Source organism: Rudanella lutea DSM 19387 (assembly GCF_000383955.1).
GTDB classification, from domain to species: Bacteria; Bacteroidota; Bacteroidia; order Cytophagales; family Spirosomataceae; genus Rudanella; species Rudanella lutea.
In genome coordinates this window covers 5,898,605-5,913,071 of sequence record NZ_KB913013.1, presented here as the reverse complement: position 1 = coordinate 5,913,071, position 14,467 = coordinate 5,898,605, and the positions used below count along the sequence as shown (strand labels likewise).

Here is a 14,467-nt window from a genome sequence, read left to right as displayed (position 1 = left end):
TATTGTCGGCTAGTACCTCCACAACGTACCTGTTGTGGAGTTTTTGCTTTTGTATATCAATGAGTAGGAACAAATTGGCTTGCCCTCTGGCCCGGCAATAGCCATCAAGATAGTACGCTCCCTACCGGTCATATTCGCACCGATAGCAGTTGGTTATAAATTCGGCTTGTGTCCGGGCTGAGCCGGGCGGCCGGTGACGTCGTTTTACATCGACAATGATACGCTTATCGGGTACGGGCAGGTCGATTCGGGCTTGGCAGGGTAAGCCCATTCGTTCATCCGCCCAGAATTGCACCTGCTACGACTGGCGTAAGCGCAACAACCGGCTAAACAAGGGGTCGTTACATAGAACGTCGAGCATACGCCGGATAGCAGTGGCTCTCTTGCCGTTGGGTATGGTTTCTGTATCAAGTAGCAGGAAATCGTGAAAGCGGGTGCCGAACTCCTGGGCTGGATAGACGATGGGGTAAGCCCAAGATGTGTTTTTCAATTCGGTAAGATCGCTATTGGCGATGCGCGGAAATCGGCGGTACTTGTCTATTATAAAGAGGTATTGATTTAAATGGAAGGGAAAGAAAAAGCAATAGCCGGGCGAAGGTACAACGCCCGGCTACTTTCAAATCAATCCCACGACAGTACGTTTATAATTGGTTCGGTATGAATGTCGCCTAAAAACTTGACCAGATTTTGGACGTTTTTCAGGGTCAGTTTTGGCTCGACGGTACGCCCTCGGTTATTGTTTCCCACTACGAGCGCGATGCCATGAATCGGGTAGCTGAAGTAAGCAAACTTGAACGCGGGCGGTTGCGGCTCCGACAACAAAGCCTCGTCGTCAACGATCAGCGCGTCGCCATTCGGCATCCGGCACACAAAGTCGATGGTGCGGCAATCAATGTGCCTGTAATACGCTGACAAACTGGCTTCTATTTCGATTTCATCAATCGTTCGTTTCTTTGGGTCAATGCTAATGGCTTTAATCGTCTTTTTCATAGTGGTCCGCCACTGCGGTTGTTTACTGTTCTTGTTGTTTACTGCTGGTAGTCAAATGATTTGAAATCAACCGCACCGGCGGCCCGGGTCGTCTGTTATGATGACAATGCGATTGCCTTTATCGTCCCACGCGTCAAAGCAGTACATTCGGGCTATCTCACGTGGACTGAAAGCAGTGCAATACGGTAGCCTATCGTCAGTTTTGGTAAAAGCGTACATCGTTGAAGGAAAAAGCAGACCGGAGCGGGTTGCCCCGGTCTGCAAGTGAGTCAATGAAGTTGGGACATTGGCTGCGGCTCAGAAGCGGCAAAGCCGTAGCGGTGTGAGGTCTTGAACCGGGCAGTGTCTGCGAGGGTCTCTTGTCGGAAGATGCGATTATCAGCAGCAAACTCCTGTCGTTGTTTGGTCAGATCAGCATCGGCCAACTCATAGCGAAACTGCGCGATGTAATACACCCCTTTGGGCTGAATCTTCGTGTTCTCTTTCCGTTCGGCGGTAGCAGTCAGTACAACATCGGCCAACGTGCGGTCGTCGTAGTATAGTGGCTCGATTTGACGAAAAATGTTATCGACACTGTACCCGTGAAACAGTATACTGGAAACACATCTCTGGTCGTCAATAAAAAACAGTTCGGCCCATTGCTTCGCGGGTTGACCCAGAATACTATCAATAAAGATGCGCCAGGCAATCGGTTGAAACGTCAAGCTACGACCTAACTTCTTCTCACCATTAATCGAGAATACGCCTTCCTTAGCGTCAAAACGGTAGTTGCGGGGATGGCCCTCCAGATACTTGTATCGACTGATAACGTCGCCGTGGGTCTGGTCGATTGTTTGCCAGCTTTTCAGGCCGGTTACGGGTTCCAATGTGGTCGGGTCAAGTACGCGGGCTGTTTCCATTAGTTTGAGAATGTTGGAAGTCATAGAAAATGCTTGTAATAACAGTGGGGTATGAGTGGCCCCGGCCTGACGGTCGGGGCCAGGCTCGTTAAATGATGGAGAATAACACGGCTTCACGGTTGAGAACCGGTGTCCATTCGCGGGTTGGCTCTGACTCTGTCTTCGCTAAACCCAACCGACGCAAAGCGAATTGTTTGATGTCTTTGTACTCCTGCTCTGTAATCAGCGAGTTACCCGTTTGCAAGGCCCCGCTACTGCCTTCGTAGCGTTCCACCCGTTCACGTCCGGCAACGGTGCAGCACATTTCTACCTGCTGTGTAGTTAGGTCAAGCGCGTAAAAGAAATTAGCTGTGTGATGCTTCAGATAGATAGTCATACAGAATATGGTTGCTGTTGTTTAACACTATAAATATACGACAAAATACCAATATTGTAAAATATTACAATATCACAAATGATGCTTTCTTGCGTAAGCCTACCTTTTTCTTCCCTTCAATTCACCTTTTTCATTGATTAACAGGGCATTGCTACTCTCACAATCAAACAGCACGTGGGTGCTGTTTGATTGTGCTGATATTTTACTCAACTCGCTATGCTACAATACTGAAATATTTATGTTATTTGCCGCCAGAAACAAGCATCTACATGGAAGATTTACGCATTATATCTGTCTGCTCCCAAAAAGGAGGGAGTGGAAAATCAGCGATAACGGTCTGGTTGGCTAACAGCCTCCGCCGGGAAGGGAAACGGGTGCTGGTACTGGATGCCGATGGGCAACGTACCATCGCTAAACTAAGGAGTCGGGAAGTTGAGCGTCTGGGCACACCTGAACAAGCCTGCGAGGTGATGGCTACCGACGACGTAACGACTGTACTCGATGAACGCTACGAAGACTTCGACGTAATTTTTCTTGATTTACCCCGGATGACCGGACCTGATGAAGCCGTGATGGCACTGACCTTCTGTGACAGCATTCTGGTGCCTATTCGCCTGGGCGACTCCGACGTACTGTCGGCATTTGAGTTTATTAATGCCGCCAAGAAGATGGGCGACATTCGGAAGCAAAAGGGCTTCGACTTCAACATCTACGGCGTTCAGAATTTTCGGCAACCGAACCTGCGCGAAAACAACGACATTCACCGGTACGCCGAAATGCTCGACATCACCATTTTTGACAACGGACTACCCAACCGGGCCGACTTTATGCGGGTTGGCACCATCGACTGCCCATCCGACTACGCAAGCATTGCTGAGGTTTATAATTCATTCTATCAGGAGTTTAAACAGCGATACCAGATCGCTTAACGTTATGGCAAAAAATAAACGCCCTTTCTCTACGTTGCTACAGGACGCAGATGCTAAAAAAGCTGTGCAGGAGGCCCTTCACGCGCCCGCTCAACTGCCCGATCAGGAGCTAGCGGCTCCTGCTGCTCCTGCCGTTCAGGTTGAAGCAATTGTTACACCACCTGTAAATCCGGTGAGTGAGCCGGAACCGAAAGGCAAACGGACACAACACGACGATTTTGTGCAGCTTGCTGTTCGTCGGTCAATTCATCCGTACCTGAAGATGGCTTCCAACTTTTACAATATCGAAATCAGAGAGTTAGCCAGTGAAGCTATCGCTAACGATCCTCGCATAAAGGCAATGATGGAAATGATGAAAAAATAAAAGCCGAAAAACGTCTCTATAGTTGTTACTTTTTTCAGTTTCAGTTTTTAGATTTGCACTCAGAATGACACTGAACACGACTTCAGAGGTAGCATTGCTGGGTGCAATCTTTTTTTTGGCCTTTTTACTATTGTTATTTTATCGACATAGTAGTAATAAGCGACTAACCAGAAAAGAGGCAAAGGTGCCGCTCCGTGTAAATCGTTCAGGATTATTAGCTGAACAAAAACGCCAGGTTTCCCTACGGAAGCAGAAGTTGGCCAACGCATCGGATGCAACTACCGCCCGAAAGCCAAAAACAGAGACAGCAGCTTTGTCTTCCTCGGATACCAGGCAATACGAACCGGCTGAAGATGGTTTTGGCGAAGACCTGGGCGCAGCCCTGTCACTGAGTCAGCAGGTGGATACCAAACCAAAGAAGAAGTCACGGTTTTCCTCGCTACAAGACGCTGCCGATCAGTTCAAAGAGATATACAACCGTAATAGTCAACTATGAAAAAGATCGTACTTCTCACTTCGCTCAATTGCTTTAACTGAACGACCTTCCGACCAAGTCTGGTTTAAAGCTTCATTTTAGAAGAGTCCATGAGACGTATATACCTGTACGTCAGGGAAACTATTGCCCTTTCTCTGGGCATTTACCGCGCAACAATCAACCAATTATATAACCTAAGAAAGCCTGCTATTGCGGGTACATGACTTATGAAAAAGTCGGTAATCTTTACCACTATGGCCTTACTGTGCCTAAGCTCGTTCGAGTTGTTTGCTCAACCGGGTGCGGCCGGTCAGGTATCGCAAACCCTAACCGGGTATTACAACACGATTGTTACCATCGGTAACGTCATTTTCAGCATTCTGATGGTGTTTGGGGTCGTTAAGACTGTATCGGCGTTCCTGACCAACTCAGGGGCGGGGCCTCGCAACCTGATCTTTCTGGTGCTGGCGGCTGTCATCTGGTTTGGGTTCAACCTGATCGTCAACGATGTACAGTCAGCTTCGGGCGGTTCGACGGGCGGTTACACCATGACGCGCTAAGTATGAAGGTTCAAAAATCTCTGGAAAAGCCCACGCGGATTCTGGGGATGCGGATGCAGGAATTGGGATTGTATGTCTGTCTGCTCATCGGCCTGGTGACCGTGGTGTCGCTGGCCCGGACAATACTCCCAATTCCCCGCCCCGTGTACGTGGTCATTCTGGCCACGCTCGTCGGCTCCTGGCTACTGCTCCGCTGGGGCGAACGGTATAAGCATCCGTCATTTCTGATCTCGCTGTTGTCGTGGGTTTTCTTCCAGCCAAAACAAGTCATTTACGTTAAACCCAATCTACGTGGCAAAGTCGGTAAACTACGACGCAGTATTCCCCGTCTTTAGCATCGAGCAAACAACCGATGGACGACCCGTGGCGATTCTGAAAGATGGCCGGGTGGCGGTGGGTTACCGGTTCGAGGGCGTCGAGACGGAAAGTATTACAGGGAGTGAGTTTGACGCGCTGGGGGCCGCTTTTTACCGGTCCACGCGCACCTTGCCAGTGGGTACGGTCATTCAACGATTCGATACATATTACACCGAACGGCACCGCACACCAAAGGGAGTTAAGGAACGTACTGACGCGCCGTTCACCCAACAACAGCATCGGCACATGCAGGAGCGTCCCGTACTGCACCATGCGGCTTATCTGTTTCTGTCGTTTGGCCCAGAAAAGCAGCCCCGTACCAACGCGGCCAATACACTTTGGGCTAAGCTGGGCTTGCCCAATCTGAAAGATCCGTTCGCCGACATCGAGCGGCTGGTCGAGCGGGCCGAACGGGCAGCAGACGAGTTCACGCAAAGTATTTCGCTGGGAAGACTGACGCTCACACGGCTGACGGCCGACGAACTGGAAGGGCTTTACTTCCAGTACTTCAACCTCGATTTCGGACGTACTCCCTCAGCCCTGAACCGGCAGGTTCAGCCTGACGTATCGTTCGTGGGCATTGGTGAGAAAAAGGCAAACATCCTCACCATGATTGGGCAACCCTCGGTGATTTATAACACCGGGCCCGGCCGCACCGGAGTTGAGGGGCCGTTTGTAAGCACCCTGGCGTTAGACCTTCAGGTGCCGCACGTACTGGTAACGAGTTTCCTGATCGAAGATACCGAAAAGGTGATCGGCGAGCTGGAGTTCGAACAGAAAGTCAACCGCAACTTAGACTTCCTGATGACCCACGAGAACAAGATCAAAATGCTTGAACTCGAAGATTACATCGACGGGCTGCGAACCGATAATAAGAGCCTGATGAGCGTAAACCTATCCCTGCTGGTCTGGCATGTAGACGACAAAGCGCGAGAAGGACTGATTCAGCGAGGTATTGCCGCTTTTCGGACGATGGGCGGGGCCGACGTGTTCGTCGAGACAATGGACACGACAAACCTGTTCTTCGCGCTGGCTCCGGGCAATGGCTACCAGAACTACCGCTGGCTGTTGATGTCGGGGGATAATGCGGCCTGTTACCTCAACTGTGCGACGAACTACCGCACGGCCAATCAGGGTGAACTGCTGGCCGACCGCTACGGTAATCCGGTGTTGGTGAACCTGTTCAACACCGACCTGAACAACCAGAACAGCGTCGTGGTGGGGCCAACCGGGTCGGGTAAGTCGTTCACGATGGGCTATTTCATGCTACAACGGTACGAGACGGGACGTCGGCAAATCATCATCGACGTGGGCGGAACGTACCTGTCGCTGATGACCGCGCTGAGTGGCCGTTACTATCAGTACGATCCGCAGCAACCCATCAAGTTCAATCCGTTTGGCATTCAGCGCGACGGTGTCGGCCACTACGTACCCGATGGCGACAAGATCAACTTTCTCTCGACCTTATTGGCGATCATCTGGAAGGGCTACAAACGCCCCGTGCGTCAGGCGGAACGGTCGGTACTGGTACGCCTGATTCCGATGTACTACCAATGGTATAACGCTCAGATTGATCGTGATGCCGACAACCCACCGACACCGGTGCCGAGTCTGGTTGGATTATACGACTTTCTGTACCAGTACCTGAAAGACAACGAAGGCACGGAAGAACTGACCCGCTGGAACAAGGCGTTCGATTTCGCCGAGTTCTTTACCTGTCTGGAACCCTTCGTGGTGGGCCACTACCGCGACGTACTGGACGCGACGGATAACGAAGACATCAGCGCGTTTCCGCTTGTCTGCTTCGACATGGCGCGTATTAAGGACAACGAGCTACTGAAAGCGGTCGTCACGATGCTGATTACCGAACTCTCGCTCGACGTGATCCGGCGTTATCCGAAAGATGTGAAATACCTCTACATGGATGAAGCCTGGTCGATGCTGTCGGAGGGGATGGGTGATTTTGTCGAGATGATGTACCGGACGATTCGGAAGAATAACGGCTCGATGTGCATCATCACACAGGGGGTAAAAGAGATTGAAGATTCGGCAGTTGGGCCAGTGATCGTGGCCAATGCCGATACCAAAATCATCCTGAACCATCAGGACACGAAGCAGCTTGACCGTGTGGCCGCCGTGCTGGGTTTCACCAAACACGAGCTGGACAAAATGCGCTCGATTCGGGTGGCAAAAAGCTGGCGCGAAATCTTTATCCGGCAGGGCGAATACGGTAAAATCTTCCGGCTCGAAGCGGCTCCGAACATTTATCCACTGCTCACGTCGAAGCCCGCCGAGCGGGAACACCTGCGCGATCTGACAAAGTCCTATGGCGGCAACATCGCCTTTGCGGTGCGGCAATTCAATGAAGACAAAGCAGAGGGTCTGATTTAACCAACCGTATTGTATGAATGAAACCTCGTTTGGCTTTTTGATGGCCAACAATGGCGATCTGATCCGCACGAAGGTACTGGGGCTGGCTGCTGCGCTTATGGTGATAAATTTCATCTGGGCAGTGGGTCGAACATTCCTTGTCTCGTCAGATTTAACGACCGACTACACGCCCGTCGTGCGGGCCATTATTCTGACTATTGTTCTAACACTCTACAGCGATCTGCTCTGGATTGCCGGGGGTATGATCGACTACGTAGCGGGGTTATTTTCCCCGAAAGACCCGCAGGAAGTACTAGCGTCGCTAAAGGCGATGACCGCCAAAGTGGATGGTGCCTTCACGACCGCTAATGCCAACCTCTGGAAAGACTTCGACCTGAGTTGGGACACTGACCAGATGAAGAAAGACCTCGAAATCGTGCTGGGCATGATGAACAACGCGGTTGAGATGATTATCCTGAAACTGGTCAGGCTGGTAGCCGAGGGGCTGACGCTGCTGGTGCGGGCCTTCGTGGCCAAGATGCAGGTGCTTGTCGTCGTGTTTCTGGGCATTACCGGCCCGATTGCCATTCTGATCTCGATGATTCCGGGTTTTCAGGGCGCAATGGCCTATTGGTTCCGAAATCTGCTACACGCCAAATTCTGGGCCATGACCATCGGTGTTCTCGACAATATGGTGAATTTCTACGTGGACAATCTGGTCGATACCCACATCGACAACATGATGAACAACGCCACGCTGGAAGAGCGTTTCGGAGCCATTTTCAACCTCGTTGTCGTGCATTACTGCGTCATGGGCGCGTACCTGGCTACTCCCTTCCTGACCAACGCCTTTATCGGGGGCATCACCTCGGCGGGAGGTCTGGCAAGCTGGGCGGCTAACAAAGGGGCCAACTTACCGGGCGAAGCAGCCCGTACCACGCAGTCGATGAGCCGCAGCAGTTCGGGCGGTAGCAGCCGTTCCCGGTCGGGCAGTAACACCACGACCGACACGACGAGTAAAGCCACGAAAGATAACAGCACGAGTACGTCGCGGGCCGAACGCGAAGAAAGCTACGAAGCACGCATGGGCCGTCAACCGGAGCCACAACCAAATTACGACGCGCTCTCACTGGCCGAAGGGCAACGCCGGGCCGACGACGACCGCTACGACGACTACGACATCGTATAAACCATGATTCAACAAGCCAATAACGTCAGTACGTTAATCAAATCGCTCAAAACCATCTGCCTGAGTCTGGTGATAGCTTTGGCCCTGAGCAATATCGCCTGGCTGTACGCCTACGTGAGCGAAAGCAGCCAGAACGCCGAACGGGTGTATGTGGCCACTGACAACGGTACAACCTCGGCCCTTGCGGCCGGGCGCGTACAACCTACACAGTATGAAGCCCGGAACCTGGTTCGCTCGTTTATGGATCTGATGTTTCAGCACGATGCCAGTACGTTCCGCGAACGGGTCAACCACGGCATGAAGCTGATCGACCACAACGACGGCCGAGCCATCTACGAGACCTTCAAGCGGGGTAAGGTACTGGAAAACTATCACCGCTACAACTCGCACACAAACTGGACCTGCGACTCGGTAACAGTCGATATGAGTGTCGAGCCGTATCAGGGTGTCGTGTGGGGAGCGCAGGAGGTGGTGTATGACAACCAGATTGCCGTACAGCCGGTAGCTGCCCGTTTTACGCTCTCCCGCCAAATCCGCTCGGACATTAATCCCTACGGGCTGCTGATCGACGGGTTCAGCTTCATCGAGTACCGACGTGCCTTGCCTGATGGCTCCCGGCCTGTGGCAACCCGATAAGTCATCGGCTCTATTTCCAAAAACAACAAATCAACCGCACTGGCGGATTTCCATGAAAAAGCTCTTTATCCCACTTCTGCTGGCCCTCGGTCTATCTCGGCTCGGTCATGCACAGACGTATCTGCCCGATACAATCCGGGTCAATCGGCTCACGACCACGTACCTGATTTTCCCAGGTAAAGTGTCGCTGGTGGACATCAGCCCGGAGTATCTGATCAAGATCGAATCGGGCAACATCGTTTTTGTGCGCCCCCGACTAACAACGGCCCGCAAGACGCCTATTTTCGTCCGTACCGACAACGCGACGTACCTCGGCTACTTAGCTGTTTCGGGTAAAACTCCACCGGCCTTTGTCGAGGTGAGCAAACTCCTCAACCCGGTCGGTAAACCGGCCGACCGTCTGCCAAACACTGAAACGGCGGTTGCTGCCGGGCGCGGGGTTCTTTCAGCTCCCGTTGCCTCTACAACGACGGCGGCTTATGCTGGTCCGCTGCTGGCTTCGCTCAATCCGCTGGCCGGTGTACGGAGTATAGAGGAAGAACGACCAACGACGACGAAGGACGTAGTTCGGGCGGCTAAATCGCTGCTACAGATTCGTATGGATTCGTTGCTGAGTGGCCCGGCCACGCACCACGCTACTGAGCGAAACAGCGGGATTTCGGTGCGCCTGACCCACCTCGTACACGACACAACCAATACGTACCTGCAACTGACGGTCGGCAACAAAACGGCTATGCCGTTTCTGCTCGATCAGGTTAGTTTCTGGTATCAGCACCAGGCCAAAAAGCGCAAAGGGGCTTATCTGGACGGGGAAACGTACCCAATGGAACCACTTGCCGAAACGGCACCAGAACGGATAGAAGCGGGTCAGACTGTCAGTCTTCGGTTTGCCCTGCCTCAGTTTGCTCCACAAAGCCGCAGCAGCTTCGTCATCAACCTACGCGAGAAGACCGGCACCCGCAACGTAACCATGACGCTGCCGATGCGCGAAGTGCTCTACGCCCGGCCCCGAAAACCCCTGCTGAAAGGTCGCTTTTTTGAAACCCAATCACTGATTTCCTTCCTGCGCCATGAACCGAAACGATAAAGATGCCCACCTCGACGACAATGTCTTCGGTAAACCCGGAGCGACACCCTCCACAGACGATTCACCATCCGACGAGTTGACCGAAGAGGAGTTTCAGGACGAAGAAGACGAGGACGACGAGCTGGCCGAAGAGGATAACCGATCCCAGCCGGGCAATACTGAAGCGTCAGCCAAACGAAAACGTACTCTGATCGTGCTGAGTCTCGGCCTGCTGGCCATGCTTGGTATCGGCTGGTTTCTTTGGAAAATGAGTTTTGCAAACAATGCTTTCCGTGCTCCTGTCCCCGCCGAACCCATCGACGTAGCCGAACGGGAAAGCAACCGCAAGCAGCAGCCAACCGACTACGCCGATGAGGAACAGATGCGGACGATGGATTACGGCAACGTCAACAGCATCTACGGTCTGACCCTCAAGCGGCAGGAAGCCAACCGGCTCAATGCAGCAAAGGACTCGGCCCGGCTGGGTACGTCCCGCCTGAATCCGGGCGTTCAGAACGAAATAGCCCGGTCAAGGCAACTGAGTTCGCAACGCACGACGTACCGTTCCCCGGCGTTGGCGGGTGGCTCGGCTTCGCAACCACGGCGGTATCAATCCGAATCGTATGGTTCCGGCTCAACATACAGTGGCCGCAGCTCAACCTACGGCGACCCATATCATGCCAACCCTAACCGTGACGACGTGCTGCTCCGGGCTGGCTTCAACACCGTAAAGGCCGAAGGGCAGAACAGCAACGCATATGCCGATGCTCGGACGTTACCTCCTCCATCACTGGCTTCGCTGGAGACTGAACGCAGTCCGGTCGAGGAGAATGAGCCAATACCGGGCGTGGTGAGTGGCGATCAGACCATCATGAACGGAACGCGGGTCATGTTCCGTACCCTGGCCGACGCCAAGATCAAAGACCGATTCGCGCCGAAAGGATCGATTCTGGTCGGCTTTGCACAGGTGGGCGGAAACCGGGCTGTATTCAACATCACAACCCTCCGGCTCCCAACGGGCGAAGCCGTACCGGTGCGTCTGCGAACCCTCGACATGGACATGAACGAAGGGCTGGCCCTGCAATCCGACAAACCCGCTAAACAACAGGTCGATCAGGCGTCGGGCAGCGCGATCAGTCAGGCCGCAACCCAGGCCGCATGGTCGGCGGGGTACGGCATTAATCAGGCGACCCGGTCGGCCATTGCCGGTAACGCGATAGCCTCGCTGGGGGCTGGGCTGGCCAATGCCGCCACAACAGGCCGACGTCGGGAGGTGCGGCAGAAGCTGAATTTACAGGATGGTTTCAAAGTATTTTTCGTACCTCATAAATGAAAAAGACACTCATTTTATGCCTGTTGGCCGGTTTAGTCATTGTGCCAACTCCCGGTAGTAGTCAGGTAGAAGCTCTGCTGGTCGATGCTGCGTTGTCCTTGCTGGGACTTAAAAGCGGAGACAAATACGGCAAAGCACGGCTGATCGAGTTGAAAAAAATCCTCGACAAGAATAAAAAGGAGTTGGCGAAGCTGGCCCGAATTGAAGAGAGTGGTCAGGCGACGGAACTCTACACCCAGGCGCAACTGGAAATTGCCCGGAGCATCGAAGAACTGATGCGCTCGACCGGCGAACTAAGAGCCATTCGCTCGGCTGATGGTACGATTCGGTTCAACGATCTGGTTGTGTTCAATCAGATTCAGCAGGAAGTAAACCAATACCTGAGTGGCCACGTACCCGCTCAGTTCCTGCGACAGTTGGAACGGCAGATTGCCGATGGCGCGGCCCGTAATTACCCGCTGGCGGCAGACAATGGGGGGCAGATTTACGATATGTTCTTTGGTCGGTCGGGGCTGGATGTGCGTCAACCCGCCAACCTGACCGATCTCGGCGCGGCACGGGGCGAAGAAGCGCAACACCTGTTGCAGTTTCAAACGGCAGCCCAGAAAAAGAAAATCGTGCAATCGCTGCTGTACTACAAACTGTCTGACGAACTCTACGCACAGTCGGTGACGCTGAACAACGCCCTAAACGATGAGCGCAATGGCGTAGCCCTCGATCTCGCCCGACGTATGCAGCGTAATGTGCTACAACGCATGTCGGGTACGAGCATTGATCAACTGTTAAGCGATCCGACCAATTTGGGCATGGGCCTCGACCTATTGTCGATGGGTAGCCCTGCCAACTTGCTTAACCAACTTTCCGAAGAGCTAAAGGGACAGTTTCAACAGATGGTCAACGAAATCAACAGCGAAGCACAAAGCTTTCTGTCGGGACTCGAAGGCCCTTTTGCTACTGTAAACCTGGGCGCATCGCCAACACCCGACATGGGTTATTTCGCCGATGCAAACGCCCCGCGTGGCCTGCACCTGACTACGGGCGAACGGGCTTCTTTACAAAAAGCGGCTATGGACATGGCTTCGCAATCGGTAGAGTACCGGCAGAAGGGCGATAAGCTGATGGAAGAAGCGTTGGAGAAGACGCCCCTGCAACAAGTATTGGAGATGAAGCGGGCGCGGTCGTACATGCAGGAATCGTACCGGTATTTAGACCTCTCACTGTAACATGAAAGACAACCAGAATGGCGGATCGTTGAACGGGCAGCTTCCGCCCCAAAGCCCAAACGGAAGCGCGTCGGTCCACAAAGTGAAAAGCAACGGACAGGCCAGCAAACGCCCTTCGGAAGCGGATACCGCGAAGGCCGAACGCCCAAAAGCAGCCCGGCCAGTCAATGCCGACCAACGTCCCTCGCCCGATCAGGGCAAGACGGACCGACATAACGATACACTAACACCAGCGCAGCAGTTATCGGAAAAAGCAACAACACTTATCGGAAAATATCCATTGCAGATCATCGGCGGCTTGCTGGCGGTACTGGCCGTGATTGTGCTGTTCAAAACGTTTTATCAGGGTAAAAACTGGAAGGCCAAACGCATGGCCGAAGAAGCCTACTACGTGGCCAATCAGTACGCCCGCAACAACAGCGCGAACCTGCAACCGTATCTATCGCGGGCCTTCCGGCAGCAGGTACGTCAGTTACCGGGGCTGCTACCCCTCTCGATGCAAACAGCCACCCGGGGCGGCACCGTCACCGCAGCCGAATCGGTGAGCCTGCGCGAGATCACGCCCGACTCGGTCATCGTTGAGCTTAACGTCCGCTTCGACAATGAGAGCGGTGCGACGGTTCGCGAAGAAAGACGGTATCAGCCGCTGGTGTATGAGAAAGATCAGTGGCGGTTGGGGTTGACGTATAGTCGGTGAGGCGACTCTGTTTTACTGTGTAAGTAGGCTATTGTTAGGTATGTCGAATACGCACATAACAATAGCCTACTTACAAGTCATGTCTTCATTCTTATTGGTTGAGGTACGTGTTTAGCGAAATTTTTGCTTCTATACAATGGAGAATCATTGTCGTTCTCCTTAAGCCAATCTACATAACCATCCAAATTAGGCCCTCCAACATTAATTGTAAATTCATAACCTTTTAAAGCCAATGTAAAATACAGCTCACCATGACGCGTGTATAAAAAATCAGATTCGAATACCATGTCCACGTAGCTCCCATCCGGGTAAAAGAACTTTTCATCCTCAGCATAAATTTGACGAACATTATAGTTCCATTTAGTTACGCCGAGATTATATCTGACGTAATTTCTTAGCAAATCAAATTGATTATCGTTGATCCACTGTTCTAACCACTCTTCATTAACCAATAGACGTTGTGCAAACGATTCCAATGTCACCTTACCTAAGAATCGAGCAATGTGCTGATTATTTTTTTCAGGTTTTGGTACATATGGAATAATTAAGTGATCAACCTTTCCAGTAGACACTAACTCAAATGACTCTGAGTTTAGCAAAACTATTGCAGGTTGTTGTTTTGTAAGTAGAACATCAGCTTCGTATAACGTTTCCGGTACTATCACCTTGCCCTTAGGTATTCTTCCGCGCTTAGACTCTATCTTATTTCGATGTCTAAAGTTTTTAAAGAACTCCTGCTCAAGAAGAATTTTTTCAATTTTTAAAGCGAAATATTGATTGCATTTATCACACACGATGCCCGCAGGTAAAACGTACGACTTATTTCCAAGCGATTCAGGAACAATATGCTCAACGCTTTTAGAGCCGGAGGATTCTTGCTTACAAAAGATACATCTCATAATTCACATTTATGGTTAGAGTAAAAGACATGCTGTCTATTCAATGACTACTGTCTGTTAATCAATTCTCGGGAAGGTACCTTCCCGAGAATTGATTAACAGAG

The 14,467-nt window shown here is 52.2% G+C and carries 17 protein-coding genes; 12 read left to right on the top strand and 5 right to left on the bottom strand.

The window, feature by feature from the left end:
* Positions 1-298 precede the first annotated feature (298 nt).
* The 4 genes from RUDLU_RS29805 to RUDLU_RS0124345 all read right to left on the bottom strand — a co-directional run bounded on the left by RUDLU_RS29805 (position 299) and on the right by RUDLU_RS0124345 (position 2,265).
* Positions 299-490, bottom strand: coding sequence for a hypothetical protein (locus RUDLU_RS29805; protein WP_152127065.1), 192 nt, complete (start codon positions 488-490; stop codon positions 299-301).
* 131 nt (positions 491-621) lie between these two features.
* The gene (locus RUDLU_RS0124355; RefSeq protein WP_019991066.1) at positions 622-990 is read right to left on the bottom strand and encodes a DUF3846 domain-containing protein; all 369 of its coding nucleotides are present in this window, start codon (positions 988-990) and stop codon (positions 622-624) included.
* 269 nt (positions 991-1,259) lie between these two features.
* The gene (locus tag RUDLU_RS28145; RefSeq protein ID WP_019991065.1) at positions 1,260-1,889 is read right to left on the bottom strand and encodes a hypothetical protein; all 630 of its coding nucleotides are present in this window, start codon (positions 1,887-1,889) and stop codon (positions 1,260-1,262) included.
* A gap of 88 nt (positions 1,890-1,977) precedes the next feature.
* Positions 1,978-2,265, bottom strand: a complete 288-nt coding sequence (locus RUDLU_RS0124345) for a hypothetical protein (RefSeq protein ID WP_019991064.1) — start codon at positions 2,263-2,265, stop codon at positions 1,978-1,980.
* A gap of 269 nt (positions 2,266-2,534) precedes the next feature.
* On the opposite strand from RUDLU_RS0124345, the gene RUDLU_RS0124340 reads away from it, so the two are divergent.
* The 12 genes from RUDLU_RS0124340 to RUDLU_RS0124285 all read left to right on the top strand — a co-directional run bounded on the left by RUDLU_RS0124340 (position 2,535) and on the right by RUDLU_RS0124285 (position 13,464).
* Entirely contained in the window at positions 2,535-3,194 is a 660-nt protein-coding gene (locus RUDLU_RS0124340; protein ID WP_083940637.1) for a ParA family protein, read from the top strand.
* A gap of 4 nt (positions 3,195-3,198) precedes the next feature.
* The gene (locus tag RUDLU_RS0124335; protein ID WP_019991062.1) at positions 3,199-3,558 is read left to right on the top strand and encodes a hypothetical protein; all 360 of its coding nucleotides are present in this window, start codon (positions 3,199-3,201) and stop codon (positions 3,556-3,558) included.
* A gap of 64 nt (positions 3,559-3,622) precedes the next feature.
* Complete coding sequence (locus RUDLU_RS0124330; protein WP_019991061.1) at positions 3,623-4,054, top strand: hypothetical protein; 432 nt, start codon at positions 3,623-3,625, stop codon at positions 4,052-4,054.
* 233 nt (positions 4,055-4,287) lie between these two features.
* Positions 4,288-4,593: a hypothetical protein gene (locus RUDLU_RS0124325; protein WP_245581718.1), complete on the top strand. Its 306-nt coding sequence runs from the start codon at positions 4,288-4,290 to the stop codon at positions 4,591-4,593.
* A gap of 2 nt (positions 4,594-4,595) precedes the next feature.
* A complete protein-coding gene (locus RUDLU_RS0124320; protein ID WP_019991059.1) occupies positions 4,596-4,928 on the top strand; it encodes a hypothetical protein in 333 nt (110 codons plus the stop codon).
* Positions 4,885-7,341, top strand: coding sequence for a VirB4 family type IV secretion system protein (locus RUDLU_RS0124315; protein WP_245581717.1), 2,457 nt, complete (start codon positions 4,885-4,887; stop codon positions 7,339-7,341). The genes RUDLU_RS0124320 and RUDLU_RS0124315 overlap by 44 nt, the downstream gene beginning before the upstream one ends.
* Positions 7,342-7,354: 13 nt before the next feature.
* The gene (locus tag RUDLU_RS0124310; RefSeq protein WP_019991057.1) at positions 7,355-8,509 is read left to right on the top strand and encodes a hypothetical protein; all 1,155 of its coding nucleotides are present in this window, start codon (positions 7,355-7,357) and stop codon (positions 8,507-8,509) included.
* Positions 8,510-8,512: 3 nt separating this feature from the next.
* Complete coding sequence (locus tag RUDLU_RS0124305) at positions 8,513-9,145, top strand: hypothetical protein (RefSeq protein ID WP_019991056.1); 633 nt, start codon at positions 8,513-8,515, stop codon at positions 9,143-9,145.
* A gap of 52 nt (positions 9,146-9,197) precedes the next feature.
* Complete coding sequence (locus RUDLU_RS0124300) at positions 9,198-10,232, top strand: DUF4138 domain-containing protein (RefSeq protein WP_019991055.1); 1,035 nt, start codon at positions 9,198-9,200, stop codon at positions 10,230-10,232.
* Positions 10,216-11,544, top strand: coding sequence for a conjugative transposon protein TraM (gene traM, locus RUDLU_RS0124295; RefSeq protein ID WP_019991054.1), 1,329 nt, complete (start codon positions 10,216-10,218; stop codon positions 11,542-11,544). Before RUDLU_RS0124300 ends, traM begins: the two co-directional genes overlap by 17 nt.
* The gene (locus RUDLU_RS0124290; protein WP_019991053.1) at positions 11,541-12,767 is read left to right on the top strand and encodes a hypothetical protein; all 1,227 of its coding nucleotides are present in this window, start codon (positions 11,541-11,543) and stop codon (positions 12,765-12,767) included. Before traM ends, RUDLU_RS0124290 begins: the two co-directional genes overlap by 4 nt.
* A gap of 1 nt (position 12,768) precedes the next feature.
* Positions 12,769-13,464, top strand: coding sequence for a hypothetical protein (locus tag RUDLU_RS0124285; protein WP_019991052.1), 696 nt, complete (start codon positions 12,769-12,771; stop codon positions 13,462-13,464).
* Between the two features lie 77 nt (positions 13,465-13,541).
* On the opposite strand, the gene RUDLU_RS28140 is transcribed toward RUDLU_RS0124285, so the two are convergent.
* Entirely contained in the window at positions 13,542-14,363 is an 822-nt protein-coding gene (locus RUDLU_RS28140) for an HNH endonuclease (protein WP_019991051.1), read from the bottom strand.
* Between the last annotated feature and the right edge of the window lie 104 nt (positions 14,364-14,467).